The 18163-nt window shown below is 41.8% G+C and carries 17 protein-coding genes; 2 read left to right on the top strand and 15 right to left on the bottom strand.

Annotated features, from left to right (window positions below; translation table 11 throughout):
- Nucleotides 1–21 precede the first annotated feature (21 nt).
- The 14 genes from CHJ_RS01015 to pilM form a co-directional block, all read right to left on the bottom strand.
- Entirely contained in the window at nt 22–1227 is a 1206-nt protein-coding gene (locus CHJ_RS01015) for an aspartate aminotransferase family protein (RefSeq protein WP_411861531.1), read from the bottom strand.
- Between the two features lie 372 nt (nt 1228–1599).
- Complete coding sequence (locus CHJ_RS01010) at nt 1600–2178, bottom strand: aminodeoxychorismate/anthranilate synthase component II (RefSeq protein WP_317916659.1); 579 nt, start codon at nt 2176–2178, stop codon at nt 1600–1602.
- Nucleotides 2179–2303: 125 nt separating this feature from the next.
- On the bottom strand, nt 2304–3308 hold the full coding sequence (gene trpS, locus CHJ_RS01005) for a tryptophan--tRNA ligase (RefSeq protein ID WP_171755199.1): 1005 nt from the start codon (nt 3306–3308) through the stop codon (nt 2304–2306).
- Between the two features lie 186 nt (nt 3309–3494).
- Complete coding sequence (locus CHJ_RS01000; protein WP_253822146.1) at nt 3495–4166, bottom strand: phosphoglycolate phosphatase; 672 nt, start codon at nt 4164–4166, stop codon at nt 3495–3497.
- 66 nt (nt 4167–4232) lie between these two features.
- Complete coding sequence (gene rpe / locus CHJ_RS00995) at nt 4233–4907, bottom strand: ribulose-phosphate 3-epimerase (protein ID WP_171755197.1); 675 nt, start codon at nt 4905–4907, stop codon at nt 4233–4235.
- A 116-nt stretch (nt 4908–5023) separates the two neighbouring features.
- Nucleotides 5024–5881 (bottom strand): Dam family site-specific DNA-(adenine-N6)-methyltransferase, encoded by an 858-nt coding sequence (locus tag CHJ_RS00990; protein ID WP_171755196.1) that lies wholly within the window; start codon nt 5879–5881, stop codon nt 5024–5026.
- A 68-nt stretch (nt 5882–5949) separates the two neighbouring features.
- On the bottom strand, nt 5950–7554 hold the full coding sequence (locus tag CHJ_RS00985; RefSeq protein ID WP_317916658.1) for an SPOR domain-containing protein: 1605 nt from the start codon (nt 7552–7554) through the stop codon (nt 5950–5952).
- Between the two features lie 35 nt (nt 7555–7589).
- On the bottom strand, nt 7590–8675 hold the full coding sequence (aroB, locus tag CHJ_RS00980; protein WP_317916657.1) for a 3-dehydroquinate synthase: 1086 nt from the start codon (nt 8673–8675) through the stop codon (nt 7590–7592).
- Nucleotides 8676–8720: 45 nt separating this feature from the next.
- Nucleotides 8721–9239 carry a shikimate kinase AroK gene (gene aroK / locus CHJ_RS00975; protein ID WP_171755193.1) on the bottom strand — a complete coding sequence of 173 codons (519 nt, stop codon included), beginning with the start codon at nt 9237–9239 and terminating at the stop codon, nt 8721–8723.
- Between the two features lie 247 nt (nt 9240–9486).
- Complete coding sequence (locus tag CHJ_RS00970) at nt 9487–10821, bottom strand: type IV pilus secretin PilQ (protein WP_317916656.1); 1335 nt, start codon at nt 10819–10821, stop codon at nt 9487–9489.
- Nucleotides 10808–11311, bottom strand: a complete 504-nt coding sequence (locus CHJ_RS00965) for a hypothetical protein (RefSeq protein WP_317916655.1) — start codon at nt 11309–11311, stop codon at nt 10808–10810. Before CHJ_RS00965 ends, CHJ_RS00970 begins: the two co-directional genes overlap by 14 nt.
- Nucleotides 11308–11910, bottom strand: a complete 603-nt coding sequence (locus tag CHJ_RS00960; protein ID WP_317916654.1) for a type 4a pilus biogenesis protein PilO — start codon at nt 11908–11910, stop codon at nt 11308–11310. Before CHJ_RS00960 ends, CHJ_RS00965 begins: the two co-directional genes overlap by 4 nt.
- A gap of 1 nt (nt 11911) precedes the next feature.
- Nucleotides 11912–12475, bottom strand: a complete 564-nt coding sequence (locus CHJ_RS00955) for a PilN domain-containing protein (RefSeq protein ID WP_317916653.1) — start codon at nt 12473–12475, stop codon at nt 11912–11914.
- Nucleotides 12465–13418 (bottom strand): pilus assembly protein PilM, encoded by a 954-nt coding sequence (gene pilM / locus CHJ_RS00950; RefSeq protein WP_317916652.1) that lies wholly within the window; start codon nt 13416–13418, stop codon nt 12465–12467. Before pilM ends, CHJ_RS00955 begins: the two co-directional genes overlap by 11 nt.
- A 140-nt stretch (nt 13419–13558) precedes the next feature.
- On the opposite strand from pilM, the gene CHJ_RS00945 reads away from it, so the two are divergent.
- The gene (locus CHJ_RS00945; RefSeq protein WP_317916651.1) at nt 13559–16198 is read left to right on the top strand and encodes a PBP1A family penicillin-binding protein; all 2640 of its coding nucleotides are present in this window, start codon (nt 13559–13561) and stop codon (nt 16196–16198) included.
- Nucleotides 16199–16326: 128 nt separating this feature from the next.
- Here the strand turns inward: CHJ_RS00945 and oxyR are convergent, their stop codons facing one another.
- Nucleotides 16327–17214: a DNA-binding transcriptional regulator OxyR gene (oxyR, locus tag CHJ_RS00940; protein WP_317916650.1), complete on the bottom strand. Its 888-nt coding sequence runs from the start codon at nt 17212–17214 to the stop codon at nt 16327–16329.
- A 160-nt stretch (nt 17215–17374) separates the two neighbouring features.
- Between oxyR and CHJ_RS00935 the strand changes: the two genes are divergently transcribed.
- A complete protein-coding gene (locus CHJ_RS00935; protein ID WP_171755183.1) occupies nt 17375–18103 on the top strand; it encodes a glutathione peroxidase in 729 nt (242 codons plus the stop codon).
- The last annotated feature ends 60 nt before the right edge of the window (nt 18104–18163 follow it).

Below are 18163 nucleotides of genomic sequence, written 5' to 3'. Positions count from 1 at the left end.
CCTTAGCTAATCAACTGATCGTTATAGCAGCCCTGCGATTGCTTTATCTAATCTGGATAACCCTTCTTTAATGTCATCATGACTGATGATCAAAGAGGGTGTGAAACGTACGATATTTGCGCCAGCCACAAGTACCATTAATCCTTCTTGACCAGCAGCAACCAACACATCTCGTGCGCGACCTTGCCACTGCTCATTGAGCACCGCACCAATAAGTAAACCCTTACCTCGGATTTCACTGAAAATGCCGTACTTTTCATTTATTTCGGTCAAACCTTGACGCAACAAGGCTTCACGCTCTGATACACCAGCCAATGTTTCTGGCTTGCTAACAATATCAACCACAGCTTCTGCTACCGCACAAGCCAATGGGTTACCACCATACGTTGAACCGTGAGTACCCACTTTCATATGCGGAGCATATTCGTCAGTCGTTAGCATTGCACCAATAGGAATACCACCACCCAATGATTTGGCGGTACTTAATATATCAGGAGTAACACCTAACCCTTCGTAAGCATAAAAAGTACCGGTACGACCATTGCCTGTTTGAACTTCATCAAAAATAAGCAGGGCATTATGTTTGTCACACAGCTCTCGTACGACTTGAGCAAATTCTGACGTCGGAGATACAATACCGCCTTCACCTTGAAGAGGCTCCATCATTACCGCACAGGTTTTATCTGAAATGTGCGCTTTAAACGATTCGATATCGTTATACTCTAAGTGCGTGACATCTCCCGGCTTAGGTCCAAAACCGTCTGAATACGCGGCTTGACCACCAACAGTTACTGTGAAGAATGTACGTCCATGAAAGCCTTGTTTAAACGCAATAATCTCAGATTTTTCACTACCAAATCGGTCTGCTGACACTCGACGAGCCAATTTTAAAGCGGCTTCGTTCGCTTCCGCACCTGAGTTTGCAAAAAAGACTTTGTCTGCAAAAGAAATATCCGTTAGCTTTTTAGCCAATCGTAGCGCTGGCTCATTGGTCATCACATTACTCAAGTGCCATAACTTATTGGCTTGTGATGTAATCGCATCAACCATGGCTGGATGACAGTGGCCAAGGCAGCTCACCGCGATACCACCCGCAAAATCGATATACTCTTTACCTTGTTGATCCCATATTCTGGAGCCTTCACCTTTTACGGGAATCACTTCCATTGGGTTATAGCAAGGAACCATAACGTCATCAAACCAACTGCGTTCGACTTTCTTTTCCATCTTTATTGCACTCCATATCGCGACCAAAGCTCATACGAATGTTAAATTCTATAAACTTAGTAATTTGTTGGTATTTTATTCTACCCCAGCATTGTATTAACAATTTATTAACCATTTCAATAGGCAGACGGTATTTTTTTGTTACTCATCATTCAAGGCAATGGTCGACTAGTGACCATTTATTCACTAATTTTTCATTGTCTATTTCGAATTTGTCGTATCTGCTAGTGAGTAATGCTAAGTATTCAGTAAACTAGCACATTTAATTAACATGTAAATGAATTGATGATGCATAATCTTTCATTATGAAAAATGATGTAAAAATTGTGAAGAGAATGATATTTTTTAAGAAATGGAGCGATAGAAATGGTATTAACGCTTTAAAAAGTTCGCTAATAGCTCGTGACCTTGCTCAGTTTTTATCGATTCGGGATGGAATTGTACCGCTTCAATAGCAAGCTGTTTGTGTTGATAACCCATTATTTCTGCCACTGAGCCATCATCATTTTCGGTCCATGCTGTTAGCTCAAAAACATCAGGCAAACTATCTCGCTGCACCACTAATGAATGATATCGTGTAACGGTTAAAGGATTGTTTAACCCCAAAAACAGCCCTTGGTTATTATGTGTAATTGGTGAAGTCTTTCCATGCATCACTTTATCTGCACGAACAACCTTTCCCCCAAATACTTGAGCAATCGCTTGGTGTCCAAGACAAACACCTAATATAGGTAACTTCCCAGCAAAATGCTGAATAGCGTCCAGGGATATTCCGGCCTCATCAGGGGTACATGGTCCCGGAGAAATAACGAGATGGCTAGGATTAAGCTGTTCAATTTTCTCAATGGTAATCTCGTCATTACGAATGACATTCACTTCAGCCCCTAACTCACAAAAGTATTGGTATAGGTTGTAAGTAAAAGAGTCATAATTATCAATGATTAACAGCATAACATCCGGTTAAATGTCCATTAAGATAGGCGGTATTGTGCAGCAGAGATTTAGAAAGGCAAGAAAAAGATAGGCCCTTAATTGAACCTATCTTAACTTAAAGCTTATCTTATTTAGATAATAATTTATGGGCGAGTAACAAAACCCACGGCTTCATAGACCTTCTTAAGAGTAACAGCAGCACGCTCGGAAGCTTTATCTGCCCCCTTCTTCATCACCGAATCTAAATAAGCTCTATCTTCACGGATACGCTTATATTCAGCTTGGACAGGGGTAAGCATAGCAACGACTGCTTCAGCTACGTCGCCTTTAAGATGGCCGTACATCTTACCTTGGTAATCCGCTTCTATTTCAGCGAAGGTTTTGCCTGTCGCCCCTGACATTAAGCCCATAAGGTTTGCGATACCCGGTTTGTTTTCGATATCGTAAATAACACGCGGAGGATCTTCTGGGTCTGTTACCGCGCTTTTAATTTTCTTGGTAATCGATTTAGGATCTTCTAGCAAAGTGATTACGTTTTTACGGTTATCATCGGACTTTGACATTTTCTTGGTCGCATCTTGCAAACTCATTACACGAGCGCCTACTGTCGGAATGTACGGTTCTGGCACTACAAAGGTTTCGCCATAAAGATTATTAAATCGTGTCGCGATATCTCTCGCTAACTCTAAGTGTTGCTTTTGATCGCTTCCCACTGGAACTTGCTCTGCTTGATAAGCCAAAATATCAGCTGCCATAAGCACAGGATAATCATACAAACCCACATTAATGTCATTTGCATAACGCTGAGACTTATCTTTAAACTGAGTCATGCGGTTCAGCTCACCCATTTGCGTGTAACAGTTTAACACCCAGCCTAATTGCGCATGCTCAGGCACATGTGACTGAACAAATAGAGTGCTCTTCTCTGGCGTTACACCAACCGCTAAACAGATAGAGAGAGCGTCTAATGTGGCTTCATACAAGGCTTTAGGATCTTGACGAACGGTAATCGCATGTAAATCTACAACACAGTACTGGCAATCATAATCGTCCTGCATTTGTTGCCACTGGCGTAGAGCACCTAAGTAGTTACCTATACTTAGTTCACCTGATGGCTGAACACCACTCAATACAATCGGTTTGCTCATGATTATGATTCCTTTATAACTTCTTTTTAAAATGAATTGTTAGGGTCTGTATATGTCAATCAGAACGCTTCACGCGCATAAAGCAGTCGCAAGCGGCTAGAGATATACCCGAAAGATCAACAGACCTTATGCAGTGTACTCATTAACAAGTATTTTTCCACCACTGATAACAGATAATCCGCTATTTTATGCTAACAGCGTTAACAGCTCAGAGAGCTGGTCTGCAACAAAATCGGGATTAGCACTAGAAATAGGCTTTCCATGGTTATAGCCGTAGGTCAACGCAAATGACGGGCAATTAGCATTCTTTGCGGCTTGGATATCATGTTTCGAGTCCCCGACCATTAGCATTTCATCACTGGTTAACTGATATTTTTCTAATAGCCAGTTAAGGGCAATTGGATCGGGTTTGCGTACAGGAAAATCTTCTCCACCAATCACGTCACTGAACAGATGTTCAATACCCTGTTGTTGCAAAATTTCAGGCACAAATTGAGACGGCTTATTGGTAACAACGGCAAGCTTATACCCTTTAGAGTGCAGCGTTTCTAATGTGCTTTTTACCTTAGGATAAAGATGGCTTTTCTTATGGCCACACTCCGCATAGGTTTTATTGAAGACTTCTCGTCCTTTAGCCAGTTCATCGCGATCCAGATCTTCACTAACGGTTATGCTGCGGCAAATGGCTCTCGATAGCAAAATCTCTACACCGTTACCAACCCAATGACTTACTTGTTCTTCCGTGATAGGAGGATAACCTAAAGCTTGTACAGCAGCATCAACACCAATGGTCAAATCAGGAACGCTATGCAGCAAGGTTCCATCGAGATCAAACGCAATAAGCTTTACTTTACTCAACGACATTTTCTACTCCATTCTTAGCAAAAAAAAGAGGCGATAATTCGCCCCTTCATTGCAGTTACATTACTTTTTTACTTGCGCCAACTCTTGGCGCATTAGGTCAATGACGGCTTTATAGTCTGGCTGACCAAATATTGCAGATCCCGCCACAAACATATCTGCACCTGCTTCAGCAATTTCGCGGATATTATCAACTTTCACACCACCGTCCACTTCTAAACGTATGTTACGTCCAGAGGCGTTAATTCGTTGACGAATATCAGCCAGTTTATCAAGAGAGGAAGGGATAAAAGATTGACCGCCAAAACCTGGGTTCACTGACATTAAAAGAATCATATCAATTTTATCCATTACATAATCTAAATAATGTAATGGGGTGGCTGGGTTAAACACTACTCCCGCCTGACAACCGCACTCTTTGATCAACTGCAAGCTACGGTCTAAGTGATCTGTCGCTTCAGCGTGAATTGTAATCATTGTCGCACCTGCATCCGCAAAATCCGGGATGAGTCGATCCACCGGTTTAACCATCAAATGCACGTCAATTGGTGCGGTAATACCGTAGTCACGCAACGCTTTACAAATAGGAGCACCAAAAGAAAGGTTTGGAACAAAATGATTGTCCATCACATCAAAGTGAATTACATCTGCACCAGCATTAATTACGCGCTCAACATCCTCACCTAAGCGAGCAAAGTCAGCAGATAAAATGGAAGGTGCAATTAGGAAGTCTTTCATATCGGGTCTCTTGAGTGATGGGCAAAATATGCTCACGATTCTACCGAATGAATGTCAAAGATCCTAGGGGGCAATAGCGCTTTAAAACGGATTTTATTGCAATTAAAGGTTAGCGCTTACACCAAGCTCATTTTAATACGTTCTGAATCCACCTTCTCTTTGGCTTCAAACAGAGCAAAAAGCTCATTGACTTTGGTTCGACCTGAGCCATTACGACTAATGGTTCTTTTTACCTGAATGGTCTCTAAACTTGCCCCTTTATAGAGCCGCCTAGTATGAGCGGTGTCGTGATTGGAAATAAGAACTGGCACTCCCCTCACCTTCGCTGTTTTCTCTGAGATTTCGGCCAAATTGGCTTGATCGTCTAAAGTAAAACCATTACCTGCATATGAGGTAAAATTAGCGGTTCGAGATAACGGTGCATAAGGAGGATCACAATATATTACGCTGCCTTTTCGCGCTCTAGAAAAGGTGTCAGCATAACCTTCACAGACAAAAGTGGCTTTTTTCGCTTTTTCAGCAAAGAAGATCATCTCTTTTTCTGGAAAGTAAGGCTTTTTATAAGAACCAAAAGGAACGTTAAAACCACCTTTTTTGTTATAACGGCATAAACCATTAAAACCATAGCGATTCATGTAGAGGAAGGCTAATGACCGAAACCAGATATCATCTGTCGCATTAAACTGAGCCCGAGTATCCAGATAAAATTCTCTGTTGTTAGTTTCAGGTTGGAAGAATCGTTTAGACTCTTCAATCACTTTTTCTGGCTCTGTTTTTAATAGGTTATAAAGATTAATTAAATCTTTATTAATATCGGCAAGCAGATATTCATCATAATCAGAATTCAAAAAAACTGAACCTGCTCCAACAAACGGTTCAATTAGCTTTCTTGCTGGTGGCAAGTGACGCTGAATGTCCTCAACGAGGCCATACTTGCCTCCTGCCCATTTAAGAAAGGCGCGTTGCTTTTTCATTTACTGCTCTAACCACCAACAAAAAAAGAAGATGCGGAATGTAACACATTTTATCCCTAAGCTCAGCGCTAATTTGCAAGTTCAATCTCTCTATGAACTTGCAGCATGGATTTTGCCCAAGGCTCCAGCAACTGAACCGACACAGGAAGTTCCACTCTTGCATTGCGAGCAGCCTGAATCGTTGAAAAATCTTTATAAGTCACAATGTACCATTGAGTGTTATTTCTCAGCGTTGGATAGACTCTAACTTTGTCCTGCAATGCATGTTTATCTATAAAGCTTTGCACATCGTCAAGGGAGAGCAACGCTGCAAGTTGCAGAGTGTAATTTCGATCAGATACCGCCAGCAACTCTTGCTTAGAAAATGAAAAAGTGACAAGAGGCGGGCTGTTCTCTTCACGTTCAAGCTCCACACTCTCTAGCGGCTGCTCAACGGTACTCGCGTCAGGTTCAGTCGTAATGACCACCGTTTCAGGAACAGCAATACTTTCTAAGCTCTCTTTGAGCAGTTGTTCATTTGCCGCCTTGTCTGTCGCTGCTTTAAACGCATCGTCAATCACTTGAGTATTAGCCTCTTCTCCTTCTAAAAGAGCATCAACAACCGTTGAAGGAACAACAACACGTTGACCATCGTCAGATTGCCCTACTGACGCGACATTCTCTGGTATTGATGGAGGAAGGTCTGACTCATCGATTGTTCCCGTTAAAGCATCAGACGCCATAGATGTCTCGCTAGCTGCATGACCAACTTCTGCTGTCTCTGCTGTGCTCGCATCTTGATTATTTTCAGAAGAGTCTGTTGACAGTACCAGTTGTTCTCCCGTACTCGTCTCTTCTGTATTACTGGTGACCATCTGACTATCGCTCACGATGTCTCCCTCAGGCACGGCTTGAGTGAAGAGCCACAGATAACCCACTGCGATACATAAAAGCAGCACGAGTACTGCCACAGCAATTTTAATAGGTGAACCAATAATTGAGCGAATAATAATCCTTTTTTCCACTTTTCGTTCTCCTAACATCATTAAAGCACCCGGCAATGGTTGCGCCTTAGTTGCCTGAGTTCTAATTGCTTTTTTAGCATCTTCACCAGAGACATATTTAACAACCAATAGCTCAACAAACAGATCAACTTCGTTTTGAGAAAGTGATTCAACTTCCAGTGCTAACGGTTTTGTCTCTTGTCCGTAGCTTAATCGAGAGAGTACCGCATCTAATCTGTCGCCTTGGGTAAAGAGTACAACATTAATATTCCAAGCGGGGATTGCTTGAGCTTCTTGAACGAGTGTCCATAGCTCTGCTAATACCGTATCACTCAACATCTGAGCGTCATCGATCACTATGACGACATCACACGTCTGATCGGCCATCATTCGAGCAAAGCTATTTACAATAGTATCTTGTTCATTAAAAAGAGGATCAGGGACAATTTGATTAAGGATAATGGCTCTTTTTTGCGCATCCGTCTGGCTAGGATGACACATAAGCAGAGATTGGTTTTTATCTTGTGACCAAGCCTCTAAATAACGCTGAGCTATCCATGACTTGCCTGAACCTTTGTTACCAGAAATATTGGTAAGATTAGAGCCAAAGCGAGTCAGCAGCCGCAATCGATCAAGCAGATCGATTTGTGACTCTAAATCCAATACACGCAACTCATGAGCCAAACTCATCAGACAATCCTATCGGTTAATAGTAGTGTTATTCATCAGTTGCGGCAAAAATCTATCGCTTGCTTGATGCGTTCATTTGCAACGTCTGCAACCACATCTGCACAACCAATTCCTGTAGGCAAAACAAGGCGAAGCTTACCAGATAATACTTTTTTGTCTCGCATCATATGCTTAAGAAAATCATCAAAAGACATTGAATCAGGAGTATGTACCGGCAACTTAGCGCGTTTTAATATAGAGATTATACGTTCAAATTGCTGCTGAGTAATCAATTCTTGAAGCAGAGCTGTTTTTGCAGCCATCACGGTGCCTGCAGACACTGCCTCGCCATGCAGCCAATTTCCATAGCCTAATTCCGCTTCAATAGCATGCCCAAAAGTATGCCCTAAATTCAGCAACGCTCGAACACCAGACTCTTTTTCATCTTTCTGCACAACTTCAGCTTTAATTTGACAACAACGAGCAATGGCATACACAAGCGCCTGCTCATCATGCTGGTATAATTTCTCTAAATTGTTCTCTAGCCAATCAAAAAACTCTGCATCATAGATAATGCCGTATTTTATTACTTCTGCCATACCAGCAGAAAATTCACGCTCTGGTAAGGTTGATAGGCAATTGATATCAATAATCACAGACTTGGGCTGATAAAAAGCACCAATCATGTTTTTGCCCAACGGGTGATTCACCGCGGTCTTTCCACCAACAGAAGAGTCAACTTGAGAGAGAAGCGTTGTAGGAACCTGAATGAAATCAACGCCTCGCTGATAGCACGAAGCCGCAAACCCCACCAAATCACCAATCACACCACCACCAAGTGCCACTAAAACCGTATCTCTGGCAAAGTTACCTTCTAATAAGAAACTCATTACGGTTTCAAAGGTAGCTAAGCTTTTGTACTTTTCACCGTCAGGCAGTTGCAAGACTGAAACTTCACAACCTTGTTGCTTGATCAGTTCTACTATTTTATCGGCATATAAGGGCGCAACGGTAACATTACTGATCACCACTACTTTTTGTTTTGAGGATAGAAAAGAAAAGTACGCCGAGTCATTAAATAACTCGGCGCCAATAGAAATAGGGTAGCTACGTTCACCAAGATCAACCGTGATCTGTTCCATGATCTGCTCTCCAGTCAAATGAAATTATAGAGCCTGATACAGGCTCTATCTTTCTTCTAGCATTTTTATGATTTGATTAGCTACTACTTTCGCACTTTGGTCGTCAGTGCGGACGGTGTAATCGGCAACTTCTTCATATAGAGTGTTACGCTCGCCAGCTAGAGATTCTAGTACTTCACGAGGGTCATCCGTTTGTAAAAGAGGACGCTTTTTATCACGATTTGTACGCGCTAATTGTTTTTCTATTGTTGTTTCAAGATATACAACAATACCACGCGCAGATAGGCGATTACGGTTATCTTTACTTTTTACAGAACCGCCGCCTGTTGCCAGAACAATACCTTGTTGTTCAGTCAGGTCGTTTATTACGGTCTCTTCGCGTTTGCGGAAACCATCTTCACCTTCAACATCAAAAACCCAAGCAATGTCCGCTCCGGTACGCTCTTCGATTACAGTATCTGAATCTAAGAACTCCATATGCAGTTGCTGAGCTAGATGTCTACCAATTGTACTTTTGCCGGCACCCATAGGACCAACAAGAAAAATATTACGTTTCTCGGCCATGTTAAGCAGTAATTTACAACGTTAATTCAATGAAATCGCCACAAAGATAGTCCGCTAATTTAATAGCCCTCACTATTCAAGTGACACCAATTCCTCACAGTTAAGTCGTGATAAGACCCGAAATTATCTAGATATGATGCCATTAATGCAACTTTATTTTGTATTGAGAGGACTATTTGTAGTAGAAAAAAACACTAAAACACCCCTACACGCCATATGACACATGGCTTAGCGCATTTTTTATCGCCTACGGAAAAATCACTTTTGGAGTAACAAAAATCAATAATTCTCGCTTATCTACTTTTTCCGACTGCCGTTTAAATAGATGCCCGAGTACGGGAATATCACCAAGTAGTGGCACTTTATCTACCATTGATAACATGCTGTGCTGAAAAACCCCACCCAATACAATCGTCTCTTCATTCTTTAACCATACTTGTGTCTCTAGCCTCTGAGTATCTATCGCCAGAGCTTCCCCTACCCCAGTTTTCACCACTTCACCTGGGCTATCTTGTGAAATAAGCAGGTCTAAAATAAGGCCGTTCCCCTCTGTTATCTGAGGTGTCACCGTTAAACTAAGTACCGCCTTTTTGAATGACACGGAAGTAGCACCACTTGATGTGGCTTCTTGGTATGGTATTTCTGTGCCTTGTTCAATATAGGCTGGAGAATTATTTGTTGTCACTATCCTTGGGCTGGAAATAACCTCAGCCTTTAGCTCAGCCTGCAGAGCTGAAAGCTCAAGATCTAGAAAAAGATCACCACTCAGCTTGGCTACCTTAAAGGCAAGCCTAGCTGAACTTGTCGACGTCGCGGCAAAATTCACATGCAGTGATGGACTCCTATCTAACGGTTCTGTCTGATCTATGCCATTTAGAGATCCACTATTACTGGTTGCCAAATTAGAGTTGCTATCTGTTAAATCGGTTCCCCAGCGAGCACCTAACTCTTCTAGGTATCCCTGTTTAATTGATACAATCCGAGCTTCAATCTGAACCTGTTTCACGGGGACATCAATAAGGGCTAACCACTGTCGAAAAGCAGCTATATTGGCCGGAAGATCTTTTATTAATAAGGTATTGGTTCTTTCATCAACCGTCACACTGCCTCTCTCTGACAATATGCGATGGCGGCTATCAGCATCTGTTTGCTTCAATAATGCCGCAATATCAGCGTAATGAATCTTTATAGCTTGCTGCTCTAATTCCACCAGCTGATTAAGACTGTTTTTCTGCTCTATTTTTCTCTTAGATAACGCTTCCAATTCTACATTAGGGGCGATTAACAAAATATTACCATCAACTTTTTTGCCAAGTCCCTTTAATTCTAAAATCGCATCGACAGCCTGTTCTGGCGTCACTTCAGTTAGCTCAATAGTGATCGAGCCTGTTACCGAATCAGAGACAATGAGATTATTTTCATCAAAACGAGCCAACTGCTGTAGTGCATCTCTAACTAAAACATCATTGAAACTAAATGAGAGACGTTGATTACCCTCTGCCGCAACAACTAATGAAGCCTGCAAGAGATAAGATGATAAACAGACAAGCAACCAACTATGTTTTGCCTTATGAATCAGCAAGATGTTTTTCCTCCGCCATTGATAATATTTCTAAAACAAACGTTTTTTTGTTTATGCGGCACTCGTCTTGATTCCAAAAATGCTGCTCCAAGCGAACATATTCTGGACGGATCTCTACTACTTTTATGTTCTCCAGTAACCGTTGCTTGTTCTTTGCTGCAAACACTCTCTGTTCCTCTCCCACACTTATTAGCGCCCACAGCTTACTGCCTCGGGCAATATATCCTCGATATTCAAAGTCGCTGGACGTTAACGAGCTCAACTCTAAATCAAACTGATGAAGCTCTGGATTGCAGCTATCTACACTATTTTCTGTTGGTCGTTGGGGTAAGGGGGAAAACAAGGACCGCCAGTTATATGGACGATACTTCACTTTATCTTGCGGAGGGGTTATTAACTCATGATTAAAAGCCACTTCATTAGCACGACACTCTGCCAGTAGCAGCAAGGCAATCAACACCTCTTTGCCAAGCAGATGACGATGTATCATTGTGCTTCGAGCTTAGGTTGGTACCCATAACCAAGCGCCTCAAATACAATGGTGTTGTTATCACTGTTATATTGAGCCCAACGACTACGAGGAAAAGTAAGCAGCATTGATAAGTTCGCAATGTCCGCCAAAAACAGACCTACATTGTTCAACGTACCAATCACCTTAATTTCTAATGGCAATAGATAAAAATATTGCTGCTCTTCTTGCTGTTGCCATCGCAATCGCTGCAACGTTAATTTATGCTTGGTCGCCAAACGATGAATCAATACCAAGCTATTGGCTTTTTGTTCACCTGCTACTAGTAATGGCTGCTGTAATGCCACTAATTGCGCTATCACGGTTAACTGTTGACGCAGCTCTTCTTGCTTAGCAATCTGAGTAGAAGAGTTAAATACTAATTGTTGTGCCTTTACTTGTGCGTCTAAGTTCTCCTTCGTCTCATTACTTTGTTGCAACTGTTCTATTTTAGGCAAAAGCACAACAAAATAACTGAATAGAACAACCAAGATAAACAGAACAATGAAAGTCCGCTTTTTTAATGTTAATAAAGGAACAGGTAGCTGCTCTAACAACCGATGTAGTCGATAATTATCCATGCTAACCACCTTTTTCTTGAGCCTGTAACATAAGAGAAAAAGAGAGAGAGAACCGTTGATAATAGTGAGGAACTGGATCATCAGACTCAATAAACTCAAAACGAACGTTGTCTACAAGCAAGGAAGAGTGAAGAGTAGCCAGTAACATATCAGCAGCGTCGCTGCTTTCACTGCGTCCCTTAATTATCACACTCTCATCTTGATAGTAGATAGCATCGAGGTAAATTCGACTTGGAATAAGCTCTGGCACTAGATTCATGATCTCTACTATACGATTGCGCCTGATCTGCCTATCTCTTAACCATTGCCACTTATCAACCAGTTTGTCTCGCTGTTTACGGAGATTTGTATACTCAGCTCGTCTGCTGTTCGCATCAGCTAATTGCTTTCTCATTGCAACTGTAAGCTCCTCTTCTCTCTGTATCTGTGAATTGAGGATGTCACCGTAAACTATTGCCCCAATAACAATTGTCATAAAGAAGAATAAAAACAGAGTAAGTGAGCGCTTACCTTCATTACGCAACTTTTCTGTTCGCCATGGTAAAAAATTAATATCATGATGCATTGAATGTCCTCTTCCAATCAGCAGCATGAATAGCAATGGCGGTAGCTTGGACAAATCGATTGACATTATGCAGTGGTATTTTTTTTGCTATTTGAACTATCTTATTAAGCCTGACAGGAATAATTGTTATCTCACTGCTCTCAAGCAAGGTTTGACTGAGTGGGTTCGACATATCTCCCATAATAAGAACCCGATTTAACCCCAGAGAAAGAGGCGAAGAGTGCAGTTCAACAGAGTTGCAGGAAGCCAACGAAGACATTATCTGTTCAGATATCAAACGTACACTGTCATCTTTATCTTGGCTTCCTTTAAAAAAACATCGATACATAAAGTGAGTTTCAGACGCCACTATTAAAGTAATGCTGTCCTGATTAACTTCAATCATCACAGGAGAACAGTCATACTGCTGAGCGAACTTCTGTACTAACGCCCATTTAATCTGTTTTTCGTCGCCAATAAATACGGGGCGAAGTCTCGCCTCTATACAGCTTTTTCTTCTTAATTCTATTTCGGCTTTATGGGTAGCATAAACATGATAGCGTACCGTCGAATCCAACGTCTCTTCAGCGGAGTTGCTTTTCACATAGTCAATGCAGAGCTCATTTAGAGGAAGAGGAGAAACGGAAGAAAAATGGTGATAAATCATCGCCTCTTCTTCTACGCTAGATAAATTTGACTCGATCTCTAGCTCTTTACAAAATACGGCGTTTTCTGGAATTGCCATGGCCACTTTTTGCGCTAAAATAGGTAATTTTCTTTTTAATTGTTGGAGTTTCTTAACAATTTCTTGATAATTGAGCTGATAATTATTAGAGAATAGCGGTGTGGTTGTAGTTAGTTCTTCACAACCAACTAAAATATCTCTTCCCTTATAGGAGTGAACCACGGCTGCTCGCAAACAAAAGCGATCAATGTCAATTCCTGTCATTATGGTTTTACGCAAAGTTGATAACTCCATAGAGTGAAGAGAGACGCTTGGAAGTAAAAAGTTAAATAAACGCGAATTAACGCTTTATGTTAATCTTGCATGTTAATGTATTAGAGTTCGTAGCATCACGACCTCAATCAATCAGGGATTTTTCGGTGAAGTTCATAAAGCGATTACTCATACTTTCAGTGATTTGCACAATTCTTGGCATAACCACTATTGTCAGCTTTTATTTTTATTTAAAGCCGCAACTTCCGGATGTTGCGACACTTAAAGATGTGCAACTGCAAACGCCAATGCAGGTGTATAGCCGAGATGGCAAGCTCATTGCTCAGTTTGGAGAAAAACGACGAGTACCTGTTAGCTATGAAGAGATCCCTCAAAATCTAATCAATGCGTTAATAGCAACAGAAGATAGTCGCTTTTACGATCATTACGGTATTGACCCAATTGGTATCGCACGTGCTGCTGCAGTTGTCGCAATGTCTGGTTCCGCCAAGCAAGGGGCGAGCACCATCACTCAACAGCTGGCACGAAATTTCTTCTTATCTAATGAAAAAAAATTAATAAGAAAAATCAAAGAGATGTTTATTGCTATTCATATAGAGCAATTGCTTTCTAAAGAAGAGATTCTGGAGCTTTACGTCAATAAGATCTTCTTAGGTTATCGTTCTTATGGATTTGGTGCTGCATCGCAGGTTTACTTTGGCCGACCTTTAGCACAGCTCACGTTAAGTGAATTAGCAACGTTAGCAGGGATGCCTAAAGCACCGTCAACAATGAATCCTATTTATTCGATTCAACGTGCAACCAACCGCCGCAATGTCGTTCTAGGGCGCATGTTGGCAGAAAAATACATCACACAAGAGCAGTACACTGCCGCCAAAGAAGAGTCGTTAACGGGGCAATATTTTGGTGCTGAAATAGAGCTTAATGCCCCTTATGTTGCAGAAATTGCTCGTTCATGGATGGTAAAAAGATACGGTGAGGATGCTTATACTTCAGGAATGCAGATCACCACAACCGTAGACTCTACGTTACAAAAAGCCGCCAATGAAGCCGCTATAAATAATCTTCTCGCTTACGACGAGCGACATGGCTATCGAGGTGCAGAGCAAGAAGTATGGAGTGCAGGAAGTGCTGAATACTCTGAAGATGAGATGAAAAAACACCTTCGTCGCCAGCCTACCTATGGCAAGTTGCGTCCTGCAATTGTGGTATCCGTCACCAGTGATAGCGCCCAAGTGTATATCAAAAACCAAGGGTACTCAGAACTCAGCTGGGATGGTATTAAATGGGCAAGAAAATTCATCACAGATGAGAAACAAGGGCCTGCACCAAAAACGGCAACTGAAGTGTTATCTTCTGGCGAGCAAATATGGGTTCGTCCTCTAAGTATAACGCCAGTTGAAGGCACAGAAGAGAGCGATGAACCGCAACTAAGTTACCTCTGGAAACTCAGCCAAGTACCCAATGCAAACACCGCATTTGTGGCCATCAACCCAGAAAATGGCGCAGTACTCTCTTTAGTGGGTGGATTTAATTTTGTTCATAATAAATTCAACCGAGCGACCCAATCTTTGCGTCAAGTAGGCTCAGGGATTAAACCATTTATTTACTCAGCAGCGATTGATAAAAAACTGACACTTGCCACCCTAATTAATGACGCACCAATTAACCAGTGGGATGAACGAGGTGGCACTGCTTGGCGACCTAAAAACTCCCCACCAACTTATATTGGCCCAACAAGAATGCGCATTGGTTTGGCTCAATCTAAGAACGTTATGGCGGTTCGCGTATTAAGAGAAGTTGGTCTGGATGACACAAGGGAATATTTAACGCGTTTTGGTTTTGAAAAAGATAAACTTCCTCGCTCAGAAACCATCGCCTTAGGTGCAGGAAGTCTTACACCGATTAAAATGGCACAAGGCTATTCCGTATTTGCCAATGGTGGCTACTACGTAGAACCGTTTTATATTTCTCGGGTAGAGGGACCATTTGGCGATTTAGAGTTTGAAGCAACACCGAAAACCATTTGTCAGAATGACTGTAGTGAAACAGTCGCTCCCCTTAACATGTCAGATACTTCTACTGAATCTGCTATGGCTAGCGATAGCGAACTTACAACCACTTTTTCCAGTGAAATTGCAGCACTGGATGAAACTGAAATGGAAATCACACCGGCTGAAGAAGTTACCAGTCCATATGCACCGCAAGTTATCAGTGAACAAAATGCCTTTCTTGTTAGAGAAATGCTCTACAGCAATGTTTGGGGAGGCGGTAACTGGCGAAATGGTACAGGTTGGAACGGGACCGGATGGCGAGCTCAAAAACTGAAAAGAAGAGACATTGGTGGAAAAACGGGCACTACCAATGATGCCAAAGATGCTTGGTATAACGGTTACGGTCCAGGTATTGTCGCCACGGCTTGGGTTGGCTTTGATAGTCATGATCGTAAATTAGGCAGAACAAGCAGTAACAGCAACCTTTCAAAAGGTGAACAGATATCTGGCGGCGAAGCGGGAGCTAAAACCGCTCAGCCAGCTTGGGTTGACTTTATGCATGTAGCATTAGATGGTGTAACCGAGCAGAGAAAAGTGCTGCCTAACAATATCGTTCGCGTTCGAATCGATCGAGATAGTGGTCTACTGACAAGAAAATCGGATGAAACCACTATGTTTGAGTATTTTGAACAAGGCACTGAACCAACAGAATTTAATGAAGATTCGCGGGTAGACGAGTTAGATATCTACTCTGCAGACAGCGAACAAGGTGCTGAAGAGTCACTGTTTTAAACCGCGTTATACTCAAGTGACCTCAAGGTGCTTGAGTATATAGCATTAATTCCTTCATCATCGAGTAACACAGAGTCACTCTTGATGATGGAGACAAATACAGAGGTCAGCCCAATATAGGGCTGACCTTATTTTGTTAAATATCCAGAAACCGCTTTAGCCAATGTTTCAAACCGATTTCGTAATGGAGAACCGGGTCGATAAGCCAAAACAATTTTTCGGGAAGGAACAGGATCCTTCGCTTTCAAGTAACAAACCCCATCCTGAACTCGATTTTCTGGCACGGATAATTGAGGCAATAAGGTAATACCTCCCCCCGCCGCGACCATATTGCGCAAAGTCTCTAAACTCGTCGCTTTAAACCGTTCATCATCTTTTGCTCCTGCTGCAAAGCAGAACCCCAGAGCTTGATCTCTAAGACAATGGCCATCACCTAAAGCTAAAATGGTTTTCCCATCCAGTTGACTCATTGCTAATGTCTCTTCCGTTGCCCACTCGTGATCACAAGGAACAGCAACATATAGAGGTTCATCATACAGGTCGAGCTCAATAAAAGGTTCTGTCTCTGCCACTTGAGCCAATATAAGACAATCTAACCGTCCCTCTTCAAGCTGTTTCACTAACTGATGGGTTTGAGCTTCATGCAAAAATAGATCGAGTTCCGGAAAGTCTTCTTTTAGATGAGAGACTATTTTCGGCAATAAATAGGGACCCACAGTAGGAATAAACCCAATATGTAATGGACCACTCATCTCTTTCCCTTGCAAACTCGCCATATCAGTAAAAGTTTTCACTTCAGACAAAATTCTTTTCGCTTGATCAACCAGCTGCAATCCTGCTTCGGTAAACAAAACTCTTCGGCTACTTCGCTCTAATAATGCCGTCCCCAGCTCATCCTCAAGTTTGCGAATCTGTCCGCTCAAAGTAGGTTGACTGACATAACAGGCCTCAGCAGCTTTTCGAAAATGTTTATGCTCCGCCAATGCCACTAAGTACTCAAAATCTCTAATATTCATCACGTGTCACATAAATAGCTATTACCTATCGTTACTATAGTATTAAACGATTAGAACTATCAATTGTTTTTGTTGATAATGACTACATCGAAACGGAGAACATCACTCCAACAGCAATTAACATTACGTCCACTACGTTACTCATTTAAGGAAACAGATTATGTTTACATCAAAAGAAGGCCAAGCCATTCCTCAGGTTACTTTCCCTACTCGTCAAGGTGATGCATGGGTAAATGTAACCACAGATGAACTTTTCAAAGATAAAACCGTTATTGTATTTAGCTTACCAGGTGCATTTACACCAACCTGTTCATCAAGTCACTTACCACGTTACAACGAACTTCATCCTGTATTTAAAGCGCATGGTGTTGACGATATTTTATGTGTTTCCGTTAATGACACGTTCGTGATGAATGCTTGGAAAGATGACCAAGAAGCAGAGAACATTACCTTTATTCCAGATGGCAATGGTGAGTTTACTGAAGGTATGGGCCTCTTAGTTGACAAAAAAGAATTAGGTTTTGGTAAACGCTCATGGCGCTACAGCATGCTAGTAAAAGATGGCGTGGTAGAAAAAATGTTTATAGAACCAAATGAGCCAGGCGACCCGTTCAAAGTTTCTGACGCTGACACCATGCTTAAGCACGTAGCACCAGATTACAAAACACAAGAATCCATTACATTGTTTACTAAACCAGGCTGTCCTTTCTGTGCTAAAGCGAAACAAAATCTGCAAGATCACGGTCTTCAGTATGAAGAAGTAGTTTTAGGTAAAGATGCTACTACCGTTAGCCTTCGTGCAATTACCGGCAAAACATCGGTACCACAAGTATTTATTGGTGGACAACACATAGGTGGAAGTGAAGAGCTAGAAACATTTTTAGGTTAAAGAGCAACAAATAACCTCTAGCTCGGGGCCAGTCCCCAAATTGTTTATTAATTTGGGGAC

The organism is Vibrio sp. MACH09, assembly GCF_033238805.1.
GTDB lineage: Bacteria > Pseudomonadota > Gammaproteobacteria > Enterobacterales > Vibrionaceae > Vibrio.
Note: the sequence above shows the minus strand (reverse complement) of the source record. Positions and strands in the feature narration are given on the sequence as shown.